This is a genomic window from Ideonella sp. (genome assembly GCF_044358605.1).
Classification (GTDB): Bacteria; Pseudomonadota; Gammaproteobacteria; order Burkholderiales; family Burkholderiaceae_C; genus Ideonella.
Map to the genome: position 1 here is coordinate 17565 of NZ_JBIKNQ010000007.1, position 25753 is coordinate 43317.

25 protein-coding genes are annotated in these 25753 nt (G+C 63.0%); 14 read left to right on the top strand and 11 right to left on the bottom strand.

All coding sequences use genetic code 11. From position 1 onward, the window contains the following. Positions 1 to 22: 22 nt before the first annotated feature. Genes rlmH through ACIQ3Q_RS04020 form a run of 7 tightly spaced genes read right to left on the bottom strand, consistent with a single transcriptional unit; the run spans position 23 to position 5775 of the window. Positions 23 to 490, bottom strand: a complete 468-nt coding sequence (gene rlmH / locus ACIQ3Q_RS03990; RefSeq protein ID WP_396267687.1) for a 23S rRNA (pseudouridine(1915)-N(3))-methyltransferase RlmH — start codon at positions 488 to 490, stop codon at positions 23 to 25. Between the two features lie 57 nt (positions 491 to 547). Further along, complete coding sequence (rsfS, locus tag ACIQ3Q_RS03995) at positions 548 to 1501, bottom strand: ribosome silencing factor (protein ID WP_396267688.1); 954 nt, start codon at positions 1499 to 1501, stop codon at positions 548 to 550. Continuing rightward, positions 1502 to 2149 carry a nicotinate-nucleotide adenylyltransferase gene (nadD, locus tag ACIQ3Q_RS04000; protein ID WP_396267689.1) on the bottom strand — a complete coding sequence of 216 codons (648 nt, stop codon included), beginning with the start codon at positions 2147 to 2149 and terminating at the stop codon, positions 1502 to 1504. It lies immediately after the preceding gene. After that, positions 2146 to 3078: an oxygen-dependent coproporphyrinogen oxidase gene (gene hemF, locus ACIQ3Q_RS04005; RefSeq protein ID WP_396267690.1), complete on the bottom strand. Its 933-nt coding sequence runs from the start codon at positions 3076 to 3078 to the stop codon at positions 2146 to 2148. Before hemF ends, nadD begins: the two co-directional genes overlap by 4 nt. Positions 3079 to 3103: 25 nt before the next feature. Continuing rightward, complete coding sequence (locus ACIQ3Q_RS04010) at positions 3104 to 3715, bottom strand: 1-acyl-sn-glycerol-3-phosphate acyltransferase (protein WP_396267691.1); 612 nt, start codon at positions 3713 to 3715, stop codon at positions 3104 to 3106. 31 nt (positions 3716 to 3746) lie between these two features. Then, positions 3747 to 5039 carry a phosphoribosylamine--glycine ligase gene (purD, locus tag ACIQ3Q_RS04015; protein ID WP_396267692.1) on the bottom strand — a complete coding sequence of 431 codons (1293 nt, stop codon included), beginning with the start codon at positions 5037 to 5039 and terminating at the stop codon, positions 3747 to 3749. 10 nt (positions 5040 to 5049) lie between these two features. After that, positions 5050 to 5775, bottom strand: coding sequence for a YebC/PmpR family DNA-binding transcriptional regulator (locus ACIQ3Q_RS04020; RefSeq protein ID WP_396267693.1), 726 nt, complete (start codon positions 5773 to 5775; stop codon positions 5050 to 5052). A gap of 93 nt (positions 5776 to 5868) precedes the next feature. Between ACIQ3Q_RS04020 and ACIQ3Q_RS04025 the strand changes: the two genes are divergently transcribed. The 11 genes from ACIQ3Q_RS04025 (at position 5869) to ACIQ3Q_RS04075 (ending at position 18767) form a co-directional block, all read left to right on the top strand. After that, entirely contained in the window at positions 5869 to 7428 is a 1560-nt protein-coding gene (locus tag ACIQ3Q_RS04025; RefSeq protein WP_396267694.1) for a helicase HerA-like domain-containing protein, read from the top strand. Positions 7429 to 7526: 98 nt separating this feature from the next. After that, entirely contained in the window at positions 7527 to 8609 is a 1083-nt protein-coding gene (locus tag ACIQ3Q_RS04030; RefSeq protein WP_396267695.1) for a sensor histidine kinase, read from the top strand. Continuing rightward, positions 8606 to 9421, top strand: a complete 816-nt coding sequence (locus ACIQ3Q_RS04035) for a LytR/AlgR family response regulator transcription factor (RefSeq protein ID WP_396267696.1) — start codon at positions 8606 to 8608, stop codon at positions 9419 to 9421. Before ACIQ3Q_RS04030 ends, ACIQ3Q_RS04035 begins: the two co-directional genes overlap by 4 nt. A gap of 319 nt (positions 9422 to 9740) precedes the next feature. Then, positions 9741 to 13853: a pilus assembly protein gene (locus tag ACIQ3Q_RS04040; protein WP_396267697.1), complete on the top strand. Its 4113-nt coding sequence runs from the start codon at positions 9741 to 9743 to the stop codon at positions 13851 to 13853. Positions 13854 to 14009: 156 nt separating this feature from the next. Further along, positions 14010 to 14288: a 2TM domain-containing protein gene (locus ACIQ3Q_RS04045; protein WP_396267698.1), complete on the top strand. Its 279-nt coding sequence runs from the start codon at positions 14010 to 14012 to the stop codon at positions 14286 to 14288. A gap of 101 nt (positions 14289 to 14389) precedes the next feature. Next, positions 14390 to 16234: a glutamine--tRNA ligase/YqeY domain fusion protein gene (locus ACIQ3Q_RS04050; protein ID WP_396267699.1), complete on the top strand. Its 1845-nt coding sequence runs from the start codon at positions 14390 to 14392 to the stop codon at positions 16232 to 16234. Between the two features lie 39 nt (positions 16235 to 16273). Then, positions 16274 to 16582 (top strand): nucleotidyltransferase family protein, encoded by a 309-nt coding sequence (locus tag ACIQ3Q_RS04055; protein ID WP_396267700.1) that lies wholly within the window; start codon positions 16274 to 16276, stop codon positions 16580 to 16582. A gap of 412 nt (positions 16583 to 16994) precedes the next feature. Then, positions 16995 to 17129 carry a hypothetical protein gene (locus tag ACIQ3Q_RS04060; protein WP_396267701.1) on the top strand — a complete coding sequence of 45 codons (135 nt, stop codon included), beginning with the start codon at positions 16995 to 16997 and terminating at the stop codon, positions 17127 to 17129. A 47-nt stretch (positions 17130 to 17176) separates the two neighbouring features. Continuing rightward, positions 17177 to 17821 carry a hypothetical protein gene (locus tag ACIQ3Q_RS04065; protein WP_396267702.1) on the top strand — a complete coding sequence of 215 codons (645 nt, stop codon included), beginning with the start codon at positions 17177 to 17179 and terminating at the stop codon, positions 17819 to 17821. A 140-nt stretch (positions 17822 to 17961) separates the two neighbouring features. Further along, positions 17962 to 18291 (top strand): DMT family transporter, encoded by a 330-nt coding sequence (locus ACIQ3Q_RS04070; RefSeq protein WP_396267773.1) that lies wholly within the window; start codon positions 17962 to 17964, stop codon positions 18289 to 18291. Between the two features lie 41 nt (positions 18292 to 18332). After that, positions 18333 to 18767, top strand: coding sequence for a GFA family protein (locus ACIQ3Q_RS04075; protein WP_396267703.1), 435 nt, complete (start codon positions 18333 to 18335; stop codon positions 18765 to 18767). Positions 18768 to 19015: 248 nt separating this feature from the next. Here ACIQ3Q_RS04075 and ACIQ3Q_RS04080 read toward each other — a convergent pair whose 3' ends face one another. Next, positions 19016 to 20209 carry a site-specific DNA-methyltransferase gene (locus tag ACIQ3Q_RS04080; RefSeq protein ID WP_396267704.1) on the bottom strand — a complete coding sequence of 398 codons (1194 nt, stop codon included), beginning with the start codon at positions 20207 to 20209 and terminating at the stop codon, positions 19016 to 19018. Positions 20210 to 20249: 40 nt separating this feature from the next. Between ACIQ3Q_RS04080 and ACIQ3Q_RS04085 the strand changes: the two genes are divergently transcribed. Beyond that, the gene (locus tag ACIQ3Q_RS04085; RefSeq protein ID WP_396267705.1) at positions 20250 to 21659 is read left to right on the top strand and encodes a DNA adenine methylase; all 1410 of its coding nucleotides are present in this window, start codon (positions 20250 to 20252) and stop codon (positions 21657 to 21659) included. Here ACIQ3Q_RS04085 and ACIQ3Q_RS04090 read toward each other — a convergent pair. The 3 genes from ACIQ3Q_RS04090 to ACIQ3Q_RS04100 form a co-directional block, all read right to left on the bottom strand. After that, a complete protein-coding gene (locus tag ACIQ3Q_RS04090; protein WP_396267706.1) occupies positions 21649 to 22800 on the bottom strand; it encodes a hypothetical protein in 1152 nt (383 codons plus the stop codon). The genes ACIQ3Q_RS04085 and ACIQ3Q_RS04090 overlap by 11 nt on opposite strands. 102 nt (positions 22801 to 22902) lie before the next feature. Beyond that, positions 22903 to 23157, bottom strand: a complete 255-nt coding sequence (locus ACIQ3Q_RS04095) for a Txe/YoeB family addiction module toxin (protein WP_396267707.1) — start codon at positions 23155 to 23157, stop codon at positions 22903 to 22905. Next, entirely contained in the window at positions 23154 to 23405 is a 252-nt protein-coding gene (locus ACIQ3Q_RS04100; protein WP_396267708.1) for a type II toxin-antitoxin system Phd/YefM family antitoxin, read from the bottom strand. Before ACIQ3Q_RS04100 ends, ACIQ3Q_RS04095 begins: the two co-directional genes overlap by 4 nt. A 294-nt stretch (positions 23406 to 23699) precedes the next feature. Here ACIQ3Q_RS04100 and ACIQ3Q_RS04105 point away from each other — a divergent pair, with 294 nt between their 5' ends. Together ACIQ3Q_RS04105 and ACIQ3Q_RS04110 are read left to right on the top strand one after the other, a co-directional pair. Next, positions 23700 to 24143 carry a DUF2141 domain-containing protein gene (locus ACIQ3Q_RS04105; protein ID WP_396267709.1) on the top strand — a complete coding sequence of 148 codons (444 nt, stop codon included), beginning with the start codon at positions 23700 to 23702 and terminating at the stop codon, positions 24141 to 24143. Positions 24144 to 24158: 15 nt separating this feature from the next. Next, positions 24159 to 25700, top strand: a complete 1542-nt coding sequence (locus tag ACIQ3Q_RS04110; protein ID WP_396267711.1) for a carotenoid oxygenase family protein — start codon at positions 24159 to 24161, stop codon at positions 25698 to 25700. Positions 25701 to 25753: the final 53 nt, after the last annotated feature.

Sequence of the window (25753 nt, forward strand, 5' to 3'; positions counted from 1 at the left end):
CGTCGGCGAGCGCGATGGCTCGCTATTCCCGGTGATAGGGATGGCCGTTGCGCAGGGTCCAGGCGCGGTAGAGCGCCTCGGCCAGCATCACGCGCACAAAGGCGTGGGGCAGGGTCAGGTCAGAGAGGCGCAGGGTCTCGTCGGCCGTGGCCTTGAGGCTGGGGTGCAGGCCGTCCGGCCCACCGATGAAGAAGGCCACATCGCGGCCATCACCCAGCCAAAACTCCATGCGCTCGGCCAATTGCACCGTGGTCATGCGGGTGCCGCGCTCGTCCAGCACCACCCGGCGCACGCCTTTGGGCACGGCGGTCTCTAGGCGCTGGGCTTCGGCGGCCATCATTTGCTCGGCCGAGCGTGAGCCGCGCGGCTCGGCTTTGACGGCCTTGAGCACCAAACGCGCTTCAGCGGGGAAGCGCTTGGCAAAGTCGTCATAAGCGGCGTCAGCCCAGGCGGGCTGACGCTGACCCACAGCGGCGAGGATGATCTGCATGAGGCGTTCTCGCGGACCGTGGGTTCAGGCTGAGGGCCTTGAGGGGCCTATCGCCGATCAGGCCTTGCGCTTGGGCGCCAGCTTGCCAGCCGTGACGGTGACGGCCTTGCGAGCAGCCGTCTTGGCCGGAGCTTTGGCCGCAGCTTTAGGAGCAGCCTTGGGCGCCGCTTTGGCGGCTGCCGACTTGGTGGCGGCAGGCCGGGCGGCGGGGCGCGCCGTGCCGGTCTTGGCAGCGACCTTGGCAGCAGCCGCCTTGAGCGGCGCCTTGGAGGCCGACTTGGTTACCTTCTTGCCGCTGGCCAGCACGACCACGGTGGTCACGGGCTCGGCGGCCTTGCGGCGGGTGGCCGGGGCCTTGGCGGCGGCCGTTTTGGCGGCAGCCGTGGTGCCCACGCTGACCTTGCGCGGTGCGCTGGGCTTGGCGGCCACTTTGGCGGCAGCCTTGGCCGGTGCGGCCTTGCCTGCGGCAGTCTTGGCAGCGGTTTTGCCCGCTGTCTTGCTGGCCGGGGCTGCCAGCGCCGCCTTGCCCGCAGCCGACTTGGCGGTGGACACAGCCTTACCCGGCTTGGCGGCTTTGGCGTTGAGTGTCTTGCGCGCCACTTTCTTGGCGGGCTTGGCGTCTTCCTCGTCGTCTTCAGCGTCTTCCGCCTTCACCAGGCCCTTGGTGACACCGAGCTTGACGTTGACGGGCTTGCCGCCCCAGATTTCTTCGAGGTTGTAATAGGCGCGGATGGCCGGCTGCATGATGTGCGCCACGGCCGCGCCGCAGTCCACAATGATCCACTCACCGTTATCTTCGCCCTCGGTGCGCAGGATCTGCAGGCCCCGGCCCTTGACCGTCTCGCGCACGCTGGAGGCCAGCGCTTTGGTCTGACGGTTGCTGGTGCCCGAGGCGATGATCACGCGCTCGAAGAGCGCCGAGAGGTGCTCGGTGTTGTAGACGACGATGTCTTGCGCCTTGACGTCTTCGAGAGCGTCGACGATAGCGCGTTGGAGTTTACGGATGTCCATTCAGGGTGTGCCCTGGTAAAGGTGGTGTTGGTCAATATAGCGCGCAACTCGGGTGCCGACCAGCGAATCCACCGGCTCGCCAGCCTTAACCCGCGCGCGGATCTGGGTTGAACTGATATCCAGCCTGGGCAAAGGCAGGGGCATGATGCGGTGCGGCAAACCTGCCAGCACCTCGGAAGGTTCGGGGCTTTGCCCCTCGCGGCCCGCCACGGCCAGGGTCACCGCAGCCAGCAATTCGGCCGCGCCATGCCAGGTGTGAAGCCGGGCATATTGGTCTTGGCCGATGATGAGCACGATCTCCGCACCGGGGTGTTCAGCCTGCAATTGTCTGACAGTCACCAAGGTGTAGCTGGGGCCGCTGCGTTGGATCTCGCGCTCATCGAGCACAAAGCCGGGCTCCCCCGCGATCAACTCGGCCACCATGGCCGCCCGGTGCGGGCCGTGCGAGACCTCTTGGCCGGCCTTTTGCCAAGGCTGGCCAGCGGGCATCCACAAGACCTGGGCCAGGCCCAAGCGCTCAAAAGCCAAGCGAGCCAGGGCCAGGTGCGCCAGATGCGGCGGGTTGAAGCTGCCACCGAACAAGCCAATCGGCTGCACGGGGCCGTCCTCCAGCCCCGTCTCGGGTGCCAGCCCCAGTGACTCTGTCATGCGTCAGGGGCCCAGGCCGCCCAATCACGGGGCCGCAGAAAGTCGGTGTAGAGCCGGGCCTCTGGCGTGCCGGGCTCTGGCGCCCATTGGTAGCGCCACTTCACCTCGGGCGGCATGGACATCAAAATGGCCTCGGTGCGCCCGCCCGACTGCAGGCCAAACAAAGTGCCGCGGTCGAACACCAGGTTGAACTCGACATAGCGGCCGCGCCGATAGGCTTGGAAGTCACGCTCGCGCTCGCCATAGGGCGTGTCGCGGCGCGCTTCAGCAATGGGCACCCAAGCGTCCAAGAAGGCGTCGCCCACGGCGCGGGTCATGGCAAAGCTGCCCTCGGTGCCCAGCTCCGCAAAGTCATCAAAGAACACGCCGCCAATGCCGCGCGGCTCCTGGCGATGTTTCAAGAAGAAGTACTCGTCGCACCAGGTCTTGAAGCGCGGGAACAGGCCCTCGCCAAACGGTGCCAAGGCGGCCTGGCAGGTGCGGTGGAAGTGAGCGGCGTCTTCTTCTTGGCCGTAGTAGGGCGTGAGGTCCATGCCGCCGCCAAACCACAGCACAGGCTCACGGCCTGCGGGCTTGGCCAAGAAGCAGCGTACGTTCATGTGCACGGTGGGCACATAGGGGTTGCGCGGATGAAAGACCAGGGACACGCCCATGGCTTCAAAGGGCGCCCCCGCCAACTCGGGCCGGTGTTGGGTGGCCGAGGGCGGCATGGCGGGGCCGCGCACATGGCTGAAGTTGCAGCCGCCGCGCTCCAGCAGGCCGCCGTTTTCGACCAGGCGGGTGATGCCATCGCCTTGCAGGCGCTCTTCGGGGCCACGCGTCCAGGCGTCGGTCACAAAGGGCGTGCCGTCCAGGGCTTCAGCCCGGCTGACGATGCGCTCTTGCAGGCCCAAGAAATAAGCGCGCAGCGCAGAAGAATCAAAACTCACATCAGCCTCGCAAAGTCAGGCGGGTTCATTTGAATCGCACCGGCCCCGCCAACTCGGGCCGCTTGCCTTGCACATCGGCGTAGTAGGCGGCGATGAGCGGCAGGTCGATGTCGGGGTTGCCACACAGGCGCAAGAAGTGATCAACGCCCACGCGCTTGCGCTTGAAGTCAAACACCACCAAGCCCACCGGCACCTGAGCTTGCACCGCCACTTGGTAGAAGCCGGACTTCCAGTAGGGCACATAGCTGCGTGTGCCTTCGGGGGTGACGGCCAACCACAGGCGTTGGTCTTGGGCCTTGGCCGCCAGAAAGCGGTCGACCATGGAGCCGACCATGCCGTTGGCGCTGCTGCGGTCCACCGGCAGGCCGCCGAGCCAGCGCAGCCAAGCGCCCAACAAGGGCACTCTGAACAGGCTGTCTTTGGCCCAGAAGTTGGCCTGCATGCCCGAGCCCCACTTCAGCAGCACAGCGATCACAAAATCCCAGTTGGAGGTGTGCGGGTAGCCCAGGAACACCCCTTGTTGGCTGGGCAGACCTGTCCAGACCAACTCCCAGCCCGCGAGCTTGAGCACGGCGCGCGCCAAACCCACCCCCTTGGTCTGAAAGGGCCGCTCCGTCAACCACGGCGAAACCGCCACGGCCTGCTCGGTACCGGCTGAGGCAGCGCGATCAGCGCTTGATGATGGCGCGGTGTCCAATGTCTGTGCGCCACTGCGCCCCGTTGAATTGAATGGGGGCCAGCGCGGCATAAGCATGCTGCTGGGCGGCTTTGACACTGTCGCCCAAGGCGGTCACACACAACACGCGGCCGCCGCTGACGGCGAGTACGCCGTCTTGCAGCGTGGTGCCTGCATGAAACACCATGGTGTCTTCAGTACCTGCCGCTTGGGTCGGTAAGCCCGTGATGACATCGCCCTTGCGCGGCGCGGCAGGGTAGCCCGCAGCAGCCATCACCACGCCCAGCGCCACGCGGCGGTCCCATTGCAGCTCGACCTGGTCCAGCGTGCCGTCGGTGGCGTGCAGCAGCACGTCCACCAAGTCGCTCTTCAAGCGCATCAAGATGGGCTGGGTTTCGGGGTCGCCCATGCGGGTGTTGAACTCCAGGGTCTTGACCTGGCCTTCGGGCGAGATCATCAAACCGGCATAGAGGAAGCCCGTGAAGGGCACGCCGTCTTTGGCCATGCCGGCGATGGTGGGCAAGATGATCTCTTGCATGGCCCGCGCATGCACATTGGGCGTGACCACCGGAGCGGGGGAATAAGCTCCCATGCCGCCGGTGTTGGGGCCGGTGTCGCCGTCGCCAATACGCTTGTGGTCTTGGCTGGTGGCCAAGGGCAGCACGTTCTTGCCGTCGCACAGCACGATGAAGCTGGCTTCTTCGCCCTGCAAAAATTCTTCGATCACCACCCGCGCGCCGCCCGCGTTGTGCACCACGCCCAAGGTGTTGTCTTCCAGCATGAAGCGCACGGCCTCATGGGCTTCGTCCAGGCTCATGGCCACGACCACGCCCTTGCCCGCAGCCAGGCCATCGGCCTTGACCACGATGGGTGCGCCGATCTTGTCGATGTAGGCATGGGCCTCAGCCGGATCAGAGAAGGTGCCGTAGGCCGCGGTCGGGATGCCGTGGCGCTCCATGAAGGCTTTGGCAAAGGCCTTGGAGCTTTCAAGCTGGGCGGCCGCCTTGGTGGGGCCAAAGATGCGCAGGCCCCGAGCCCGGAAGATGTCGACCACGCCTTGCGACAGCGGCGCTTCGGGGCCGACCACCGTCAGGGCGACTTTGTTCTCGACCGCAAAGTCGGCCAGCAGGTGCGGGTCGGTGAGGGCCAGGTTGCTCAGGCGCTTGTCCAGCGCGGTGCCACCGTTGCCCGGCGCCACATAAACATGCTGGACTTTGTCGCTGGCAGCGAGCTTCCAGGCCAGGGCGTGCTCACGGCCGCCACTGCCGATGACAAGAACATTCATGCGGGTTGACTCACTCGTCGATCTCTGCGTTGTGGAACACATCCTGGACATCGTCCAAGTCTTCAATCACGTCCAAGAGCTTTTGCATGCGAGCCGCGTCGTCGCCGGTCAAGGCAATCGTGTTCTCGGCGCGCATGGTGACTTCGGCGATTTCGGCCGCGAGCCCGGCCGACTCAAGCGCCTTTTTCACCGCCTCAAAGTCGGATGGTGCGCACAGCACTTCAATGGAGCCATCGTCGCCGGTGACCACGTCTTCGGCGCCGGCTTCCAGGGCCACTTCCATGACCTTGTCTTCCGAGGTGCCGGGCGCAAACACCAACTGGCCGCAGTGCTTGAACTGGAAGGCCACCGAGCCTTCGGTGCCCAGGTTGCCGCCGTGCTTGCTGAAGGCGTGGCGCACTTCGGCCACGGTGCGGACGCGGTTGTCCGTCATGCAATCCACAATGATGGCGGCGCCACCAATGCCATAGCCTTCGTAGCGAATTTCCTCGTAGGTCACGCCGTCGAGGTTGCCCGTGGCCTTGTCCACATTGCGCTTGATGTTGTCGGCCGGCATATTGGCCGCCTTGGCTTTGTCAATGGCCAAACGCAAACGTGGGTTCATGGCCACATCGCCGCCACCTTGGCGGGCGGCGACGATGATTTCACGGGTGATGCGGGTCCAGACCTTGCCGCGCTTTTCGTCTTGGCGGCCTTTGCGGTGTTGGATATTGGCCCATTTGGAATGCCCTGCCATGGCGTTTTTCTCCTGCCAGCGCCCGGGGGCCTGGCGATGCAGTGTTCTTGGATAGACTTCGATTTTCTCATTCTTTCAGCCTGGAGACTGCTTGTGGCCGATCCGATCCTTGTCGCCCAGCATGGCGATGTCGCCTGCCATCTCTTGCCGCAACTGGCCAACCGCCATGGCCTGATCACCGGGGCCACGGGCACCGGCAAGACCATTTCGCTGCAAAACCTGGCCGAGAACTTCTCCAAGCTGGGCGTGCCGGTGTTCCTGGCGGACGTCAAGGGCGACCTGACCGGCATCTCGCAGCGTGGCAGCATCTCTGAAAAGCTGGCCGGCATCCTCAAAGAGCGCGGCCTGCCCACCCCCGAGCCCGTGGCCTGCCCCACCACCTTGTGGGACGTGTTCGGCGAAGCCGGCCACCCGGTGCGCGCCACCATCTCCGACATGGGGCCGCTGCTGCTGGCCCGCATGCTGGCCCTGAACGAAACCCAGGCCGGCGTGTTGAGCCTGGTATTCAAGGTGGCCGACGACAACGGCCTGCTGCTGCTGGACCTCAAAGACCTGCGCGCCATGCTGCAGTACGTGGGCGACAACAGCAGCCAGTTCACCACCGAGTACGGCAACATCAGCCCGGCCAGCGTTGGTGCCATCCAGCGCGGCTTGTTGCAGATCGAAGAGCAAGGCGGCGACAAGTTCTTTGGCGAGCCCATGCTCAACATCGCCGACTTCATGCAAACGGTTCAAGGCCAGGGTGTGATCAACATCCTGACGGCCGACAAGCTGATGAACGCGCCGCGCCTCTACGCCACCTTCTTGCTGTGGATGCTGTCGGAGCTGTTCGAGACCCTGCCCGAGGTCGGCGACCTGGACAAGCCCAAGCTGGTGTTCTTCTTTGACGAAGCCCACCTGCTGTTCAAAGATGCCCCGGCCGCCCTGGTCGAGCGCATTGAGCTGGTGGTGCGCCTGGTGCGCTCCAAGGGCGTGGGTGTCTACTTTGTGACGCAAAACCCGCTGGACGTGCCCGACACGGTGCTCGGCCAGTTGGGCAACCGCGTGCAGCATGCGCTGCGGGCCTTCACGCCGCGCGACCAAAAGGCCGTCAAGAGCGCGGCCGAAACCATGCGCGCCAACCCTGGCCTGGACATTGCCACCGTCATCACCGAGTTGGGCGTGGGCGAAGCCCTGATCAGCTTCTTGGACGCCAAGGGCCGCCCCAGCGTGACGGAGCGCGTGTTTGTGCTGCCCCCGGGCAGCCAGATCGGCCCCATCACCGCCGCCCAGCGCCAGCAATTGATCCAAGAGTCGCTGGTGGCCGGCGTCTACGAAAAGACACTCGACCGCGAATCAGCCTACGAAAAGCTCAAGGGTGGTGCGACCACGAGCGCCGGCGCCAGCGGCGGCCTGGCCCAAGAGGCAGCCAATGCCACCAAGGGCGGCATGATGGACGCCGCCAAGGGTGCCGCCGACGAAGCCAGCGGCGGCCTGATGGGCGGCTTGAGCGACCTGCTGTTTGGCTCCACCGGCCCGCGCGGCGGCCAGCGCGACGGCCTGGCCCAGATGGCGGCCAAATCCGCCATTCGCACCATGGGCACGGCCGTGGGCCGCGAGATCATCCGCGGCGTGCTGGGCGGCATTTTGGGCGGCGGCAGCAAGCGGCGTTAAGGCGCTTGGCGCCTGATCGGGCCAGGGTGGCGCCAGCGGGCGGCCATTGATCGCAGCGCGGGTGCGCTGCGGCAGAGGCCTGTGGCACCATCGCCCCGATGCTGCCTGACCCCCGCTCCACCCACCCACTGGGCTTCTGGCCCGACTTCATCAAGGGCCTGCCGGCCACCCAAGCCTTGTGCTTGGTGGTGGCCGTGGTGCTGACCCTGCTGGGCACACCGTGGTGGCCTGCGGCGCTGTATTCGCTGCTGATCGGCAACCTCTGCGCCCTGTTCATCAACCTGGGCTTGCGCGGCATCAGCCTCTACCGGGTGCGGCGCGGGCACACCGCCCATGAGGGCTGGCCCAATGCACTGACCACCGGCGTGGTGATCGTGGTCAGCGTGCTGGGCGGCATGCTCATGGGCTCACGGGTGGGCGACTTGCTGCTGGGCCACCACACCGACTGGTTCAACCCCAATCTGCACACCTGGGCGGTGATCTTTGCCATCTCCTTGCTGCCCTCGATGGCGGGCACGTGGTTGTTTCGCAGCCGCGCTCGGCTGGCCGCCGCGCAGGCTGAAGCCGAGCAAGCCCTGCGCCACGCCACTGAAGCCAAGCTGCGCCTGCTGGAAAGCCAGTTGGAGCCGCACATGCTTTTCAACACCCTGGCCAATCTGCGCGCCTTGATCGGGCTGGACCCGCCCCAGGCCCAGCACATGCTGGACCGACTCATCGACTACCTGCGCGCCACTCTCAACGCCAGCCGCAGCCCGGCGCACCCGGTGTCGGCCGAGTTTGCCCGGCTGCAAGACTATTTGGCCTTGATGCAGATCCGCATGGGATCACGGCTGACGGTGGAGTTTGAGCTGGCCCCCGACGACGCCGCCCTGCCCATGCCGCCCTTGCTCTTGCAGCCCTTGGTGGAGAACGCCATCAAGCATGGCCTGGAGCCGCATCGCCCGGGCGGGCTGCTGCGGGTGTCGGCCCACCGCGAGGACGGGCTGCTGCGCTTGCGCGTCGAAGACTCAGGCGCGGGCCTGGCTGCAGCGCGCCCCCCCGAACCCGGTTCAGGCTTTGGCCTGACCCAAATTCGCGAACGCCTGGCCACCCTGCACGGCGCCGCCGCCCACTTCAGCCTGCAGCCGCGTGACGGTGGCGGCACTGTGGCCCAGATTGACCTCCCCATCACCCCGACATGACGCACACCGCCCTGATTGCCGAAGACGAGCCGCTGCTCGCCCGTGCCTTGCAAGCCGAATTGGCCCGGGCTTGGCCCGAATTGCGCCTGGTGGCCCTGGCCCAAGATGGCGACGAGGCCGTCAGCTTGGCGCTGCAGCACTTGCCCACGGTGTTGTGGCTGGACATTCGCATGCCAGGGCGCGACGGCCTGGACGCCGCCCAAGCCATCGTGGAGGACTGGCCGCAAGGCCATGCGCTGCCGCTGATCGTCTTTGTGACCGCCTACGACCACTATGCCCTGCAAGCCTTTGAGCGCGCGGCGGCAGACTATCTGCTCAAGCCGGTGCAGCCTGAGCGCTTGCAGGCCTGCTGCCAGCGTCTGCAGGCCCGCTTAGCCGGGCCAGAGGCGGCCGCCAACGCGAGCACCGGGCCAACATGCCCGCCAACCGAGGACGCCGCCCTGCTGGCCCGCCTGCGCGACTTGCTCAGCCCTGCACCCACCCCAGAAAGGCTGCAGGTGTTGCAGGTTTCACAAGGTGCACACATTACCCTGGTACCCGTAGACGAGGTGATTTACTTCGAGGCCGCTGACAAATATGTGCGCGTCATGACAGCGGCGAAGGAGCATCTGATCCGTTTGTCGCTGCGGGAGCTGTTAAGTCAGTTAGATCCACAACAGTTTTGGCAAATTCATCGGGGCACGGTCGTGCAGTGGCGCGAAGTGGCGCAAGCCTTGCGCGATGAGACCGGCAAGATCACGCTTTGCCTGCATCGGCGCCCAGAGCGCTTGGCGGTGAGCCGGGTCTACGCGGGGCGCTTCAAAGCGCTCTGAGCCGGGGTTACAACTGGGTCTTTGGGCCGCGAGAGCCCACTCAACCGCTCAGCACCGGGCAGGCACCGCTCGTCGACCCAAGCCCTTGAAGCTCTCATTCAGCAGAGCTTAACTGGCGCATTCGAACAAAAATCTGAAGTTAACTCGCGGTGATTGGAAATTAGATTCAATGCACTCGGTTGCGAGAGTAATTTTTATATCGCTACTCCTGCTAAATATTTACGCTTTGCCACACAAATAACCCTCCATCTGGAATCAGGGCTTTCGATAATCTATGTGGGCCTGCCAATGGGCGGGCCACAGCGATACGGAGTCAATCATGGGGTGGTCAAAGTCTGCAGTTCTCAAGGGAGTGCGTTGGACCGTGGGCATTGCGAGCTGCGGCATGTTGGCGTGGGCGGTCGCCCAAAGCCAAGTCAAGTCGCCGCTGGGCAGCTACCTAGAGATCAACGGGCAGGTGATTGCGCCCAGTACCTCCAAGGCCATCAACAGCACCTTCGACCTCGAACCCTTTGACACGGTGCGGTGGACCACCTCGTTCAACACCCGCATTGCCAGCCCCTTTGAGTCAGAAGGCCTGCTGACGCTGCCCCCAGGCCACTCCTGGGTGGCAGGCTCGGTGCGCAAACCGGCCAATACCACCTTGCAATGGCAAGTCAACGGCAACTGGACAGAAACCGAGCCCGCCAACGGCGCGTCTGTGACCGCCGTCAAGTGGATGTTGAGCTACAAGTTCAAAGGCTCCACCAGCACCGTCAACAAAGCCGTGAACTTCAGCGGCACGGGCGACGGCTATCGCATCATCCCTTACAGCGACGGACTGTTCGTGGTCAACCACCACAACTACGGCACCGTGCTCAAGTGCCGTAGCGCCACAGATGGCCAGACCTGCAAGGGCTGGAACGCCAACGGCTACGCCTTGAACGGCAGCAATGGTGCTGCCTTGACGCAGTCAGGGCCTTACTACACACCCAACCTGCCTATTGAGGCCCTGAACTACAACACCGGTGAGTTGTTTGTGGGCGTCGATGGCCCCTCGGGCCCGACCATCGTTTGCACTGACCTCGACACCATCACCTCTTGCGGATCCTGGGTGTTGGGTGGTACGGCCGGCCCCGGCAACACCATGGGCCTGACCTCGGTGGGTGACCAGTACTTTGTCATCACCAGCAGCAGCACGGTGTGGTGCTTCGACATCAACACCCGCAACACTTGCGGGTCCACCAACTACCCCGGCGCCTGGTTTTCCGGTGCTGGCGGAACGACTTCGGTAACCCTGGGCAACAAGCTTTACTTCGCCAACAACACGGGTCGGGTGTTCTGCCACGACCCGGCGATCAAGAGCACTTGCGCGGGTTGGTCCAACACAGGCCTCACCATCGGTGGCAACGGCATCTACCCCTACCTAGAAGCCAATGGCACGCCCAAAGGGGTGTGCACCATGAACAGCAGCACCTGTGCGGCCATCAATGGCACGACCTTTCTCTCACACCCCAACTTTCAGAGCTTTGTCACCACGTATGGCTTGTTCCCTGCGGTGTTCGCGGGCTACCACTATCACAACCTCTCCGCCATCATCGGCACCAAGATCTATGGCGCCAAAACCAGTCAAGCGGGCTGCTATGACTTTGCGACCAACAGCATGTGCGGCACATGGACTATCGGTTCCCTCTACCCCTACTCCTCGATCATTGACCCGACGCGGCCCAATTGTTTGATGATCATTGGTGACGATGCCAATGCCGCCATCTTTGACCCTAGTACACCAGCGGGCGGTGAGTGCAAGAACGGCATTCCGGCCAAGCTGCCCGACTTCGTGTTCAACCCGATCGCAGACTACTTCCAGTGCGACGGCAGCCGCGCCAATGTCACCAAGTGGGGCAAGCTGCGCTTGAGCCCAAGCCTGCCCTGGGGCGGCGCCAACGGCCTGGACCGCGTAACGGCCACCCTCAAAGACGGCAATGGCAACCAGTTGCCAGACGCGCTGAGGCCCGTGCGCAATTTCGCCACAAACAGCTATCAGCTGGACATCTCAGACATCAAGTACGCAGATTACCCCGTGCTCAAGATCGGTCTCGAACTGCACAGCCCCTCGCTGCTTCCTGCCACGGCCGTGTTTGGCATTGACCTGACCTACGAGGGCGACCCCATCCAAGTGTGTGTGGCCACCAAAGCCCCGGGTGCGCCCGACTGCCAAACGGGCGCAACTGTGGTGCTGAAGAGCCGCGCCATTGACCAAGTGGGCGAAGGCTTCTCTGAAGAGCAAACGGCGACCAAGATCATGTCTCCCGGCGGCCTGACCACCGGCTGCGCGGCCTTCCCCTCGTCCACCACTGCACGCTTGAACAACACCACTTTGGGCCCACGCGACCCTCGCACCCAAATCGTGCAAGGGCGTTGGTCTTTGCAGTACTTCAGTGGCGACCTCTGGGCCTTTAACGTGAACCAGAGCGGCCAGCTCATCGGCAGCCCCTTCCAGTCCGCGCAAAGCAGCACCTTGGTGCCATCGCAGCGCAAGATTTTCACTGCGCAACCCACGGACAATGTCCAGACGAAGGCCGTGACCGACCTGAACTGGGCCAATCTGGCGGATGTGCAGCGCGAGGTTCTGAACCTGGACCACAACGGTGTGAGGGACAACCAAGGTGTGGCGCGGCTGAGTTATCTGCGCGGCACCGATGCCGGAGCGTTCCGAGGCCGCAATGGCTTCACCTTAGGCCCGGTCATCAATTCGGCCCCGGTCATCTTGCCCAACTGGGCCTCCGAGTCGCGCCCTGAAGCCAACTTCCCCGGCTTCTCCGACTACCGCAAGACCCTGCCGCGCGCCTTTCCCTTGGCCATATACGGCGGCAATGATGGTGCTCTGCATGCCTACGAAACCAAGGGCGAATCACTGAGCGAGGCTTGGACGTTTGTGCCCGACGTGATGTTGCGCCGAGCCGCGCATTACAGCGACCTCAACCCCGCCGAGATCCGCAGCAAGCCCTATTTTGTGGACAACGTGCCCATCGTCGGCCACACCAACATCCGTTCTGAAGCCAACCCAGACTGGCGCGCCGTGGCCGTCATTCTCTATGGCCGCGGGGCCCGGGCCATCACCGCCTTGGATGTCAGCCAAACCGACTTGAAGCAAGGCAGTGGCGTGCTTTTCGAGTACACCAACACCAGCGCGCCAGACCTCAAGGACCTGGGCTACATCATCAGCCAACCCGACACTGGCGCTGGCATCAGCTCTGCGCAACTGGTCAAGTTGGCCGACAAGCGCAGCGCTGTGTTGGTGGGCAATGGCATTGAAAGCAATGATGGCAAGTCCGGCACGCCCGCCGATAGCGGCACGGGCACGCCGGTGCTCTACGCCTTCTACCTCGACAAGGCCGATGCCGCCACCAAGTACCGCGCTTGGTCTATCGGCGACAAGAACGTGTGGTCCGGCATTGAGACCGAACCCGAGGTGGCCTTTGACAACGGCCTGAGCACACCCACACCCGTGGACATCGACCACAACGGCACCATCGATGTGGTTTACGCCGGTGACTTGAAGGGCAATTTGTGGCGCTTCGACGTGAGCACGCCCAGCGCCGTGAAGGCCACTCGCCTGTTCAAGACCGATGTGAACCAGCCCATCACCCAGGCCCCCTTTGTCAGTGTGAACACGCTGGCCAAGAACTGTGGGGCAGACAATGCCCCAGCCAACGCCAAGCGCTGCTGGCAGGTGGTGTTCTCGACTGGCGCGGCCATCTCCCCGCTGATCGGCTCACCCAATGTGTCCACTCAGTCGATTTACGGCATCCTGGACAAGGGCAAGGGGCGATCCGTGGAATTGGGCAACCTCACCACCATCAACTACGAGACCAACCGCGTGATCAACGGCGTGGAGTACCGCGCCTTGAAGCCGACCACCGTGAACTACAACAACGACGCGGTCTTGGGCTGGCGCGCGAACCTGCAGGCCTTTGAGCACGGCGTGGGCGCACCGCGCGTGCAACCCACGGGCTTGGTCATGTTCTCGTCGGTGCGACCGACCACGCCGAACCAGGCCACCAACATTTGCATTGGCCCGCGCTCTTGGCTCAATGAGCTGGACCCGCTGCACGGCTACAGCCCCATCGTCGCTTTTGACACCAATGGCGACGGCAATATCGACGGCCAAGACCGCTTTGATCCCAACTCCAGCAACCCCATCTCGCCCACGAGCATGGCGGTCAGTGGCTCGCAGTTTGGCCCGCCGACCATTCTGCGGTCAGCGTCCACGCAGTCCCAGCAGATGTCCTTGCTGCTGCCCAGCTTGGGCCAAGACACCGGGCAGTCCAATTCTTGGTCGGGTGGCAATAGCGGTGGGGGCGGCAGCCCTGCCCCCGGCTCCAACAGCAAAGCCCTGACCCATTCCAACAAGGCTAATCTGGGTCGCATGACCTGGCGCGAAAAGTACTGACCGAAAGGTACAGCCCGTTCACGCCCTGGGCTGGCCATTGGCGCCCCCTACAGACGCCTCGTCGCACACCCCGCGACGAGGCGTTTGCTTTGGCGCACCATGCAGGCACTGACTGATTGATTGATTGATTGATTCACCTCACCCCAGGAGCCCGCCATGACCACCACAACCTCCACCGACCTCTACGCCCAAGCTGAAGACCGGGTGAACCGCAAGATCGGCCTGATGACCCATGCGGCCGTCTATGTGCTGGTCAATCTGGGCCTCTATGTTCTGGCCCAGCAGCGCGACGCGCACTGGAACCTCTTTCCCCTGCTGGGCTGGGGCGTGGGCCTGTTCTTTCACGCCCTGGGCACCTGGCTGAGCCTGAGCCGCGACGGCTGGCGCCAACGCATGGTGGACGCCGAAGCCGCCAAGCTGCGCAGCCCACGCTGAGAGCCGCCTAGACGCTGGGCAGCGCACCTGCGGGCACAGGGGCGCTGGCTACAATCAGCGCTCACTTCAAAGACCGCCGGGCCACCCCCGGCACGCCTCCTATGAGCGACCATCGCCCCACCGACGCTGCGGCCAAGCCCGCCCCTGCCAATTTCTTGCGCGCCATCATCGAGCGCGACCAGCAGGCTGGCACCTACGAGCAGCGTCGCTTTGCGGGCAGCCCGGGCGATGCCGCCCACCATGAAGCCGGTGGCATCGACCCCGCGCGCGTGCGCCTGCGCTTTCCGCCTGAACCCAACGGTTACCTGCACATTGGCCATGCCAAAAGCATTTGCCTGAACGTGGGCCTGGCGCGCGACTTTGGTGGGGTGTGCCACCTGCGCTTTGACGACACCAACCCCGAGAAAGAAGAACAAGAGTACGTGGACGCCATCGAAGAGATGGGCCGTTGGCTGGGATGGGACTGGAACTTCAATGGCACCGCCCACAAGTTCTACGCCAGCAACTACTTCGACTTCATGTACCAAGCGGCCGAGCTGCTGATCGAGCGCGGCCTGGCCTATGTCGACGAGCAAACGCCCGAGCAAATGCGCGCCAACCGGGGCGACTTTGGCAAACCCGGCGTGGACAGCCCCTTCCGGGGCCGCACCCCGGCCGAGAACCTGGCGCGCTTTCGCGAGATGCGCGACGGCGTGCACCCAGACGGCGCCATGGTGCTGCGGGCCAAGATCGACATGGCCGCGCCTAACATCAACCTGCGTGACCCGGCGCTCTACCGCATTCGCCGCGCCACCCACCACAACACCGGCGACAAATGGTGCATCTACCCGATGTACACCTACGCCCACCCGATTGAAGACGCGCTAGAGCGCATCAGCCACAGCATTTGCACGCTGGAGTTTGAAGACCAGCGCCCCTTCTACGACTGGGTGCTGGAGCGCCTGACTGAAACCGTGACCCTGCCCGACGGCCGCCAAGTGGGTGGCCTGCTGCAGCACCCGCTGCCCAAGCAATATGAGTTTGGCCGCCTGAACCTGAGCTACGTGATCACCAGCAAGCGCAAGCTCAAACAACTGGTGGACGAAGGCCATGTCAACGGCTGGGACGACCCCCGCATGCCCACCCTGGCCGGCCTGCGCCGCCGGGGCTACACGCCCGAGGCCATCCGCAAGCTGGCCGACGACAGCGGTGCCAGCAAACACAATATCTGGCTCGACTACTCGGTGCTTGAAGGCTGCCTGCGCGACGACCTGGAGCAAAAAGCCCACCGCGGCATGGCCGTGCTGGACCCGGTCAAGCTGGTGCTGAGCAACTGGGCCGAAGTCTTCGGCTCAGACGCCTACACCGAAGACTGCAGCCAACCCGCCCTGCCCCACTCGGCCATTGCCGAAGGCCAAACCCCGCCGCCCGACCGCGCCTTCAATATCGGCAAAGAGGTCTGGATCGAGCGCGAAGACTTTGAAGAAACCCCGCCCAAGGGCTACAAGCGACTCTTCCCGGGCAACCTGGTGCGCCTCAAAGGCGGCTATGTGGTGGAGTGCACCGGCTGCAGCCGCGACGCCAGCGGCCAAGTCACCGAAGTGCTGGCCAAGGTCATTGCCAACACCAAGAGCGGCACCCCGGGTGCGGACAGTGTCAAGGCCAAAGCCGCCATCACCTGGGTGGCCGTGGCCGACGGCGTGCCCGCCGAAGTGCGACTCTACGACCGCCTCTTCAGCGAAGCCCAGCCCGACGCCGGTGGCAAAGACTTCTTGGAAGCGCTGAACCCGAACAGCCTCAAAGTCATCACCGCCATCGTCGAGCCCTCCCTCGCCGCGGCCCAACCCGACCAGAAGTTCCAGTTCGAGCGCCACGGCTACTTTGTGGCCGACCGCAAGGACCACGGCGTGGGCGGCAAGGTGGTGTTCAACCGGGTGACGGGGTTGAAGGATTCGTGGGGGAAGTGAGCCTCGTGCGCCAACTTCGCCCCCGCTACACTCCACCTCATGCACCCTGCCATCGCCATCCACCAAAGCTCTATTGCTGAGCTATGCCAACGCTTCCGCATTCAGCGCTTGGAGGTGTTTGGCTCTGCAGCGCGGGGGTCGGACTTTGACCCAGCTCTCAGCGATGCGGATTTCTTGGTGGAATTCGAACCCGAGACACCGCCTGACCTACGGCGCTTCTTCGGCGCCAAGTTGGCGCTTGAGGCCTTGTTGGGCCGCAGCGTAGATTTGGTAGAGCCAAGCGCTGTACGCAACCCCTACGTGTTGGCCAGCATCAATCAAAGCCGCGAACCGGTTTATGCAGCGTGATCCCCGGGCATTTTTGTGGGATGCGCGGGAGGCTGCGCGGGACATCCAATGCTTCACACAGGGCATGAACGTAGACGCCTTTGTCGCTAGGGTCTGTTGACATATAAATCCTGCCCGCGCAGGAGTGTCCAAGGGCGCTGGAGTAGGCGCGATCCGCAGCCCGGGCTGGTGCCCGGGCAAGGAGGGCAACGCCCGCCAGCGCCCTTGGACGCACTGCCCTGAGGGTGAGTCCTACAGGCCACGCCATTCGTTGTTGCGCCGCTTGCCCGCACAGAGGTGCGGGCGGCGCAGCGCGCCTAGACTGGCATGGCCTGTAGGGCTCACGCGGGTAGGATTTATAGGTCAACAGACCCTAAACATTGCCTGGGCCGATGTCGTGATGGTCATGGAGCAAAAGCACAAGTCTCGGCTCATGGCTGACTTCTCTGAAGCGCTGCGCCACAAGCCGCTGCATGTTCTCGACATTCCCGACGAGTACGCCTATATGGACGCTGAGCTGGTGGAGATGCTGGAACAGTCCGTCACCGGCCTGCTTGGGCTAGAGTGAGCCAAGCTCTGGCCCCGTCGAACCCTCATCAATTTAGGATTTTTCCCGTGGGAACTCGCTACGGCTTTATCGCCGTCACTTCAGACCTTGACCCATTGGTCAGCGCCTTTACCGAGGTTTGGCCGAGGTACGAACTGACAGAAAGTGCCACGCTGGCTTCTGTGGACGACTATCTGTTGTGGCAGAAGCAGCATACGAAGTTCGTTTCCGCCAATGACTGGTCGCCTCAGAACACTGGAATTGAGGTGTATGGCTGCTTGCAAGACGGTGCTTGGGCGGTGCTGCTGGACAGCTCCTATGTACTTTGCGCCGACGATGCTGCGCTCGCTCGCTTGAGTGTCAAATTCGGTCAATGCCTTTCATTCGTCGTTGATTCAGGCAGCACCACGGCCAGCTTCATGTGCTTTGAAAACGGTGCGTTGGTACGCAGCATCGACAGCGTCGAAGGTCACATCCGCCTGGCCGGAGTTCCCGTTCCGGAAGAAGCCGGATTGAACATGAACGCATACGGCGCCCAAGACGCTGAAGTGTTGCAACGAAAGCTCGGTTTGCGCGTCGTGACAGAGATGCTTTCAACAACGGTGTTGGCGATGGCTGTCACCGACCGTACGGACTTTGGCGGCACGCTCGGGCCAAGCCAGGCACGTGAACAGGCTCTGCCCGACAACAAGCCTTGGTGGAAACTCTGGTAGGTGGGCTTGTCCATCTACCGTGGATCAACAAGAGCCTGTGCCGCCCCCTCTCCAGTGAGATTGAGGCAGACTGACGCTGGTCTATCTCGGCCAAACTCCAGGAGCCACCTCATACCATGACGTTTCAGATCACCCCCCAAATGGCTTGGCTCATCCTCCTCCTTGCGGGCCTGCTGGAGGTCGTCTGGTCGGTCAGCATGAAGGCTTCTGAGGGCTTCAGCAGGCACCTCTACACCACCATCACCTTGATCGCCGCCTGGCTCAGCTTTTGGCTGCTGGGCTTGGCCATGCGCCAGTTGCCGCTGGGCACCGCCTATGCCGTGTGGGTGGGCATTGGCACCGTGGGGGCCGCCTTGCTGGGGGGCTTGTTTTTTGGCGAGCAACTCACCTTGCCCCGCTTAGCCTGCATTGGGTTGATCGTGGTGGGCGTGTTGGGATTGAAGTTGCTGGGCGGGGAAGCCACCAGCTAGGCTGCTCGCGCCCTATCACCGCCACACCCAAGATGCCCCACATGCCCACTTCAACAACGCTGCACGGCGCCTGCCACTGCGGCCGCTTGCGGCTGAGCTTTGACACAGCGGTGGACGTCAGCCGCTTCAACCCCAGGGCGTGTGATTGTTCGTTTTGCACCAAGCATGGCGCGGCCTACATCTCTGACCCCCAAGGGGCATTGCGCTTGAACGTGTCGGAGGCCGCCGCACTGCACCATTACACCCAAGGCTCTGGCAGCGCCAAGTTCATGCTTTGCAGCCATTGCGGCGTCTTGATGGGCGTGGTGGTTGAGCAAGGCGAGCAGGTGTTTGGCGCTGTCAACGCCAACTGCTTGGTCGAGCGTGCCTCTCTTGGGGCTTCGCAGCCTGCCTCGCCACAGGCGCTGAGCCCAGCCGAGCCGCAGCAGCGCTGGGCCGCGCTGTGGACGCCCAAGGTGCAGATCAGCCAGGGCTGAGTGGCTGGGCATTTCAGTGCAGCGGGGTACTCTCAAGAAAGCGTCGGGCCGCTCGAAGTTTTCTTGCGCCCCTTCGAGGGGGTGGGACGGGCTAAGTCCGGCCCTTGGAACTGGACAAGGTTCGAAACCGTGCCCACGCCCAACTCGACGCTTTGATGGTGTGAGCGTACTGGGGGCAGCATCCGAGCGGCGAGCAGAAAGACAGAGACTTCGCCAAGCGCAGCACCCCTCCGCCTCAGGGTACCGCCCTACCTCATGCGAAGGAAGTCGAATCCCCCCCCGCCTTCCCAGTCGACCTCAGGCGAAATTCCGCCAAGTTCACCCTCCACTACTTGACGTAGGCGAGCCGCCGCCACGCTGGAGGCGTGTTCGCCTGCTTCAATTCCGACGAAGCGCCGATTCATCTTGAGGGCAACAGCTCCGGTCGTTCCAGAACCGAAGTACGGGTCCAAGACCAAGTCCCCGGGGTTGCTTCCAATGTGAAGAATCCTCGCGAGAAGCGCTTCAGGCTTCGGCGTATCGAACAGGGGCTCGCCTGGAAAGAGCGCGTGGATGTGCTTCTTGGCGTGGTCATTAGTACCAACCTGGTCTGCAGTCCACAGCGTTTCAGGTGTCAGACCACGGTGGGAGCTTGACAAGAACTTCTTGAGCCTTGGCACGCCGTTTCCATTCTTGCCGAACCAGACGTTGCCTTGCGCAATCTCCAACTCCATGCGCTGCTGGTTGTAAACCCAGCACCTGCCATTCGGCGGATAGTGTTTGCGGCCGTTGGGTGCGGTAACTACGTAGAACTGAGAGGCAACCGCGTGACCGGCCTGCACGTTGGCAGATACCGACTGCCAAGGACCTCTTGGGTCATCGTCATGATTGACGTAGCGCCCTTTCATATCTTCGGTCAAGGTCAATCCGTTCCGAACCTGACTGAACTTGCGCGGGTTCTTGGCATAAACAAGAACGTACTCATGGTTGTTGGAGAACACCTTTCGGTTCTCCCGAGTGGTGCGCTGTTGCCAGATGACGGTCGTGACAAAGCTTTCGCGCCCAATGACTCGGTCCACTGCCACTTTCAGGTAGTGGAGTTCATGGTCGTCGATGGAAATCCAAACGCTCCCGTCGTCACTAAGCAGTTCCCAAACTCGCCGCACCCGCGCACTGACATCCCTCAGCCACTCTTCGTGTTCTGCGTCATCGTTGTAATGCGTAAAGCGCTCTCCAGTCCGATAAGGCGGGTCCATGTAGGCACACTTAACCCGGCCGCCAATGGACTGCCCGAGCAGGGACAAAACGTCGAGATTTTCCCCATGGACCAGGAAATTTCCGGTGCCGACTGGTCCATGGGATAGGCTCTTGACACGACCGAGCCGTCGCGGAAGGACCTGGCCCATCGGGGCCGCCTGGTGGCTGAAATGCTCTAAAACACTTCGCGGTGAGAGGTCGTCCATGCGATACCTTACGATACTAAGCTTTACGCGCTCGCCCTCCGTGCCTTCCAACGAACCACCGCAACTGCAGCTCGAGCTCCGCGAAGGGGCGGAAGCAACGCCATCCGATGCACTCGAAGCGGTCGTTTTCAGGCCTATTCACTACCTTGGCAGCAAGCTTAGGCTGGCCTCAGCCATTGCTGATGCGCTTGATAGTGCAGATGCTACCCGAGGAACCGTGCTTGACCTATTCGCCGGCTCCGGGACGACGGCATTGGCCCTCGCAGGACACCGCCGCGTGATTGCTTCGGACATCCAAGAGTACTCTCGCGTCATTTGCAGCGCCCTCCTGGCAAGCCGGTCGGCCGACTCGGACATCGTTTCAACGTTCGCTGCCCGTCTGCAAGCGGGTTCACCACGACTCGACGCGTTGCGACAAGCCGTGGAGCCTTTGGTTCAGTTCGAGCGCGACGCCTTGCACGCCGCGAAACACGGCGAAACGGACGCCATCTGCTTGGTGCTGGAGCATGGCTCCATCCTTGCTGCAGAACGCGGGGTAGCCAGCGGTTCATCGGAACTGCAGAGCCGGTTGAAAGAGGTCGCGAAACGTATGAAGCTAGCCGGCTTGGCCGGCTCGCCCCTTGCGACCACCGTTCGTTACTTCGGAGGAGCCTATTTTTCTTACGCCCAAGCTGTCGAACTTGACTGCCTCGCAGCACTTGCGTACGAGGCTATGCCTTCTGCGCTCACCGATGTTTTCACTGCTGCGCTTCTGAGCACAGCAAGCGACACCGTCAACACGGTCGGAAAGCAATTCGCCCAGCCAATTCGACCGAGGAACAAGCAGGGAGTAGTGAAGCAGCACCTTCTGGCGAAGATTGACCGCGACCGCCACCTAGACGTGCGGACAAAGTACATGACCTGGCTGCAGCGATACGCGCTTCACCGCACACGAGGAACTGGGCACGTCGTGGCAAGGGCCGATTATCGCGAAGCGCTCACTCAATTCGCCGGACAGTACTCAGTGGTCTATGCGGATCCCCCCTACACCCGAGACCACTACAGTCGCTTCTATCACGTGCTCGAAACCATGGCTCGGCGAGACAACCCGTCGATAGCCCGCAGCCCCGGTTCATCCGACGATGAGTTAAGCCGAGGCCTGTATCGAGACGACCGGCATCAGTCGCCGTTCTGCATACGAAGTCAGGCGCCCGGGGCATTCCGCGACTTGTTCCGTCTCGCTTCGCAGACGGGCGCCCAGATGGTGGTCTCCTACTCGCCGTTCCAATCAGGCGCGCATCCCAGGCTAATGCAAATTGATGCGCTTCTCAGCCTAGCTCGCGACTTCTACAAGTCCGTAGAGCTGGAAAGCGTCGACGGCGTCAGCCACAGCAAGCTCAACCACTCCAGTTTGAATTTCGACATGCCTCCGGAGGCCGAGGTCCTTATCGTCTGCAGACTCAGACGGTGAGTCGACGCCAAAGTGGTGCCAGGGGCCACTCCGCAAGCACCTTGGCGGCAGGAAATACGATTCGCTTCAGGGTGCCCCCGCCAACCAGTGCCGAACGGGCAAGCAGATTCACCATTTCTTGATGGCCCGCATGGTTCGGCATGAGCAGCATGTAGACGAAGGTTCGAGCCCCCACCTTCGCGAAAACCCCGATTGGTCGGCCATCCGCTGGGTACGCCAGTCCGGATGCGGCCTCCAACTCAAAACGGTAGTTCTTACTTTGGACTGCTACGGCAGGGCGAACCTCTTGGAATCCGAGCGTTCCATCCGCGCGCAAGTGGAAGAAGTATGCGCGTCGTTTAACCGTTCGAGACGCACCGAAAAAGCCGAAAAAGGTAGCTTGGTCGAAATTTGCTTGCCCCCACCGGTTGCTTGCGCGAGGAATCTCTGCGACAAGTATTTCGGTTGCTGGCCCGATAGTCGGCAATTCATCCGCAGGCTGACCCGCTGGCGGTTCGGCCAATTCACATTCCCGAGCCACTACTGGCGCTTCTTGCGGTGGCTCTTCTCCGCCTTCGCCCGGCGTTGTGATATTGGCTTCTGTCATTGCGCGTCGGCGGGCTGCGTTGCGCTCCAAAAGAGCCACGACACGACCATCTTCGGGTTCAAGCTGGCACTCGGCGGTCAGCGCGAGGTATTCATCCCAGCGCGAACGCAAGTCAGCCATCGCAGGCGCATCCAAATGCTCGACGGCAAAAGCTTCGATGTTCCAGCGCAGACCACCGGCCGTGAGGTTACCCGAGCCGGTGACAAGCAGTCCGCCGTTGCCTGAATCAAACCACGCCACCTTTGGGTGGAAGATGGAGCGGGGATGCGAGGGCACGAAGACGCGCGCACCAATGCTCGGATGTTCCCTTCTAACCGTGGACAGCGCGTCAATGGCTGCTGTATCAGTAATGGCATCCACGCCCACGAGCAGATCGAACCGACCTCGCGCAAGGAAATCCTTGAAGATTTCATCTTTCAATAGCAGTTGCACGCCTCCAGCTGAGAGGAATGCGAACGCGCCGCCACCAATAGTCGCATCTCGGCAGGCATCTAGGAGTACGTCAACCAAATAGTCGCTGTCGGGATTGGTCGGGTCTTGGATTTGAAGCGGCATCTTCCCTCCTGCAGATATTGAGGGCTCCATCTCACCACATTGGCAGGCCTGAAAGTCAACGACAACCTCCGGTGCCCGGTGGCCCGCTACCTGGTCCGGATCTCAGTAGTGATATCTGAGCTGCGCAATCAACAGACTGCCATCCTCGACCTTGTAGACCATGCGGTGCTCGTCCGTGATGCGTCGGGACCAAAAACCCGACAAGGCGTGCTTTAGTGGCTCGGGTTTGCCCACGCCCTCAAAAGGTTGGCGTTGGGTTTCGCGGATCAGCTTGTTGATGCGATCCACCATGCGCCGGTCTTGCTTTTGCCAAAAGAGGTAATCCTCCCAAGCTTCATCCGCAAACACCAGCGTCATGGCACCAAGTCTCGCGGCGTGCCTTGGCCTGCCGACAGTTGCGCAGCGGCGGACAGCAAGCGCTTGGCATTGGCCGGGTTCCGCAACAGATAAGCGGTTTCTTCCAGCGCTTGGTAGTCCTCTAAAGAGAGCATGACCACCGACTGCTCGCCATTGCGCGTGATGATCAAGGCCTCGTGGTCATTGCAGACACGGTCCATGGTCGATGCCAGATTGGCGCGGGCGGCAGAGTAGGTGATGGCGTCCATCTGAAAGCTCCGTAGTTGTACCAATAACTGTACAACATGTACCCGAGGCTGTCGAGGCCTTGCCCCCACGCATCCACCATTCGCGCCCCTGGACCACCACTCGCGCCGCCCTTCCCCCGCTCGTCGCACAGCGGCTGCGCCCACACGCGCATCGGTTCACAGTCCGCTCATTCCGTTTCCAAATCATTCGGGTCTAGGCGCGAAGCCGAAGACAGTGCTGTCGCACGGCGAGGCGAAGCAACAACGACACGGTTGATTTGGAAGCGGAATCACCCCCACTCACTGGAGACTGACATGACCCGTTCAAAGCCCCTGATTCGACATTTCTTGGCCACCCTGACTCTCGCCGCTCTGGCCACGGGCGCGGCCCATGCCCAAGGCAGCTTGCCCGCAGGCTGTGGCCTGCAGTTGGAGATCAAGCGGGTGGCGGCGAACCAAGGCCCGGTGATGGTGGCCGTGTATGAAAGCGAAGCGCAGTTCATGAAAGAGGCGGGCGTGGCCGTGGCTGCGCAGGCCAAGGGCGAGACCTTGAGTCTGTCGCTGTGCAATCTCAGCGGTGAGGAGGTGGCGGTGATGATCTACCAAGACCTGGACCGCAACGGCAAGCTCAATACCAACTTCATGGGCATCCCCAGCGAGCCTTATGGTGCCTCGGGCGAGCCCAGCTTTGGCCCCCCGAGCTGGGCCAAGGCCAAGGTGCGGGCCGACGGCCGCAGCATCAGCATCACCCTCAACTGAACAGGGGCCATGACCATGACGCACTACCCCCTCCAACGCCGTGATTGGCTGCGCCTGATGGGCGCTGCCACCGCCACCGGCCTGGCCGCGCCTTGGGCGCTGGCCGCCAACGAGAGCGCAGCCTCGCGCTTTGCCCAGAAGGTCCAACAGAACCCGACCCTGACGCCGCTGCAAGGAATGCCCGAGCACGGCCCTGAAGCGTTGCGCTGCGATGCACTGACGGTGGAAGGCCGCTGGCCCGAGGCCTTGAAGGGGCGCTTTCATCGCAACGGCCCGGCCCTGTTCGAGCGCAACGGCCAGCGCTATCACCACTGGTTTGACGGCGACGGCATGGTGCAGCAGTTCAGCCTGAACGGCCGCCAAATCAGCCACCACGGGCGCTTTGTCAACACGCGCAAGCTGCAGGCCGAGCGGGCTGCGGGCCGCTTTGTGACGGCGGCGTTTGGCACCCCCATCAAGCTGGAAGTGCCCGTCACCGGGCCTGACAGCGTGAACGCGGCCAACACCAGCGTCATCGAGCACGGCGGCAAGCTGCTGGCCCTGTGGGAAGGCGGCTCGGCCTATGAGCTGGGCGTGGCCGACCTCAGCACGCGTGGCCCCGTGGCCTGGCAAAAAGACTGGGCCGGTGTGCCCTTCTCGGCCCACCCCAAGCTAGACCCTCAAGGTGTGCTGTGGAACATCGGCACCTGGGCCGACAAGATCGCCACCTACCAGATTGGCGCCGACGGCCAACTGCAACGCGGCCAGATCGCGACCCTGCCCTGGGCCATGGGCATGGTGCACGACATGGCCGTGACCCAGCGCTTTTTTGTGGTGCCGCTGCCGCCGCTGCGCATGGACATCGCCGCTGTCAGCCAAGGTGTGCCACTGGAGCAAGCCTTTGCCTGGCAAGCACAGCAGCCCCTGCGCATTTGGGTGGCGCCCAAAGACGATATTCAAAAGGCCCGGGTGTTTGAGTTGCCCTCTGAGTTCATCTTCCATGTGGGCAACGCCTATGAAGTGGGCGAGGAGATCGTGCTGAGCTATGTGGCCAACCCCAATGCCGACGTGTTGACGCGCAACATCCCCGCCATGATGCGCGGTGAGGCCCGGCCCACGGCCGCCGTGGGCGCGGCTTCAGTGGTGGTGCGCCTGAACCTGCGCACAGGCCAGGCCAGCCGAGTGGCGGGCACAGACCAATCCGAGTTCCCCCGCATTCACCCACGCCTGAACGGCCTGCGCCACCGCTGGCAGCTCACCGCATCCGCCTGGCGGCCACGCAGCGGCGTGAACAACAGCTTCTTCCACGGCCTGGCCCTGACGGACCAAGACAGCGGCCGCACCGAGCGCTATGACTTTGGCGAACACGCCATCGTGGAAGAGCACCTGTGGATCGCCAAACCAGGGGCCAGCGACGAGCGCGACGCCTGGCTGCTGGGCACGCACTTTGACACCCGCGCTAAGGTCACCAAGCTGAGTGTGTTTGACGCCCGCAGCTTGGCCGATGGCCCCCTGGCCGTGGCCTCATTGCCCTATTGGCTGCCGCTGGGGTTTCATGGGAATTTTCAAGAGGTGTGATGAGCGGGGTTGGGGACTTAGCGACGGCAGCTCTAGTGCCGCCCCCTGACCCA

Coding starts and splice junctions, on each gene's coding strand:
- ACIQ3Q_RS04105 (WP_396267709.1), top strand. CDS start 23,700: ATGACCCGTTCAAAGCCCCTGATTCGACATTTCTTGGCCACCCTGACT.
- ACIQ3Q_RS04070 (WP_396267773.1), top strand. CDS start 17,962: ATGGCTTGGCTCATCCTCCTCCTTGCGGGCCTGCTGGAGGTCGTCTGG.
- ACIQ3Q_RS04030 (WP_396267695.1), top strand. CDS start 7,527: ATGCTGCCTGACCCCCGCTCCACCCACCCACTGGGCTTCTGGCCCGAC.
- nadD (WP_396267689.1), bottom strand. CDS start 2,149: ATGACAGAGTCACTGGGGCTGGCACCCGAGACGGGGCTGGAGGACGGC.
- ACIQ3Q_RS04080 (WP_396267704.1), bottom strand. CDS start 20,209: ATGGACGACCTCTCACCGCGAAGTGTTTTAGAGCATTTCAGCCACCAG.
- ACIQ3Q_RS04045 (WP_396267698.1), top strand. CDS start 14,010: ATGACCACCACAACCTCCACCGACCTCTACGCCCAAGCTGAAGACCGG.
- ACIQ3Q_RS04100 (WP_396267708.1), bottom strand. CDS start 23,405: ATGGACGCCATCACCTACTCTGCCGCCCGCGCCAATCTGGCATCGACC.
- rlmH (WP_396267687.1), bottom strand. CDS start 490: ATGCAGATCATCCTCGCCGCTGTGGGTCAGCGTCAGCCCGCCTGGGCT.
- ACIQ3Q_RS04090 (WP_396267706.1), bottom strand. CDS start 22,800: ATGCCGCTTCAAATCCAAGACCCGACCAATCCCGACAGCGACTATTTG.
- rsfS (WP_396267688.1), bottom strand. CDS start 1,501: ATGGACATCCGTAAACTCCAACGCGCTATCGTCGACGCTCTCGAAGAC.
- ACIQ3Q_RS04035 (WP_396267696.1), top strand. CDS start 8,606: ATGACGCACACCGCCCTGATTGCCGAAGACGAGCCGCTGCTCGCCCGT.
- ACIQ3Q_RS04040 (WP_396267697.1), top strand. CDS start 9,741: ATGGGGTGGTCAAAGTCTGCAGTTCTCAAGGGAGTGCGTTGGACCGTG.
- ACIQ3Q_RS04055 (WP_396267700.1), top strand. CDS start 16,274: ATGCACCCTGCCATCGCCATCCACCAAAGCTCTATTGCTGAGCTATGC.
- ACIQ3Q_RS04075 (WP_396267703.1), top strand. CDS start 18,333: ATGCCCACTTCAACAACGCTGCACGGCGCCTGCCACTGCGGCCGCTTG.
- purD (WP_396267692.1), bottom strand. CDS start 5,039: ATGAATGTTCTTGTCATCGGCAGTGGCGGCCGTGAGCACGCCCTGGCC.
- ACIQ3Q_RS04110 (WP_396267711.1), top strand. CDS start 24,159: ATGACGCACTACCCCCTCCAACGCCGTGATTGGCTGCGCCTGATGGGC.
- ACIQ3Q_RS04020 (WP_396267693.1), bottom strand. CDS start 5,775: ATGGCAGGGCATTCCAAATGGGCCAATATCCAACACCGCAAAGGCCGC.
- ACIQ3Q_RS04060 (WP_396267701.1), top strand. CDS start 16,995: ATGGCTGACTTCTCTGAAGCGCTGCGCCACAAGCCGCTGCATGTTCTC.
- ACIQ3Q_RS04095 (WP_396267707.1), bottom strand. CDS start 23,157: ATGACGCTGGTGTTTGCGGATGAAGCTTGGGAGGATTACCTCTTTTGG.
- ACIQ3Q_RS04050 (WP_396267699.1), top strand. CDS start 14,390: ATGAGCGACCATCGCCCCACCGACGCTGCGGCCAAGCCCGCCCCTGCC.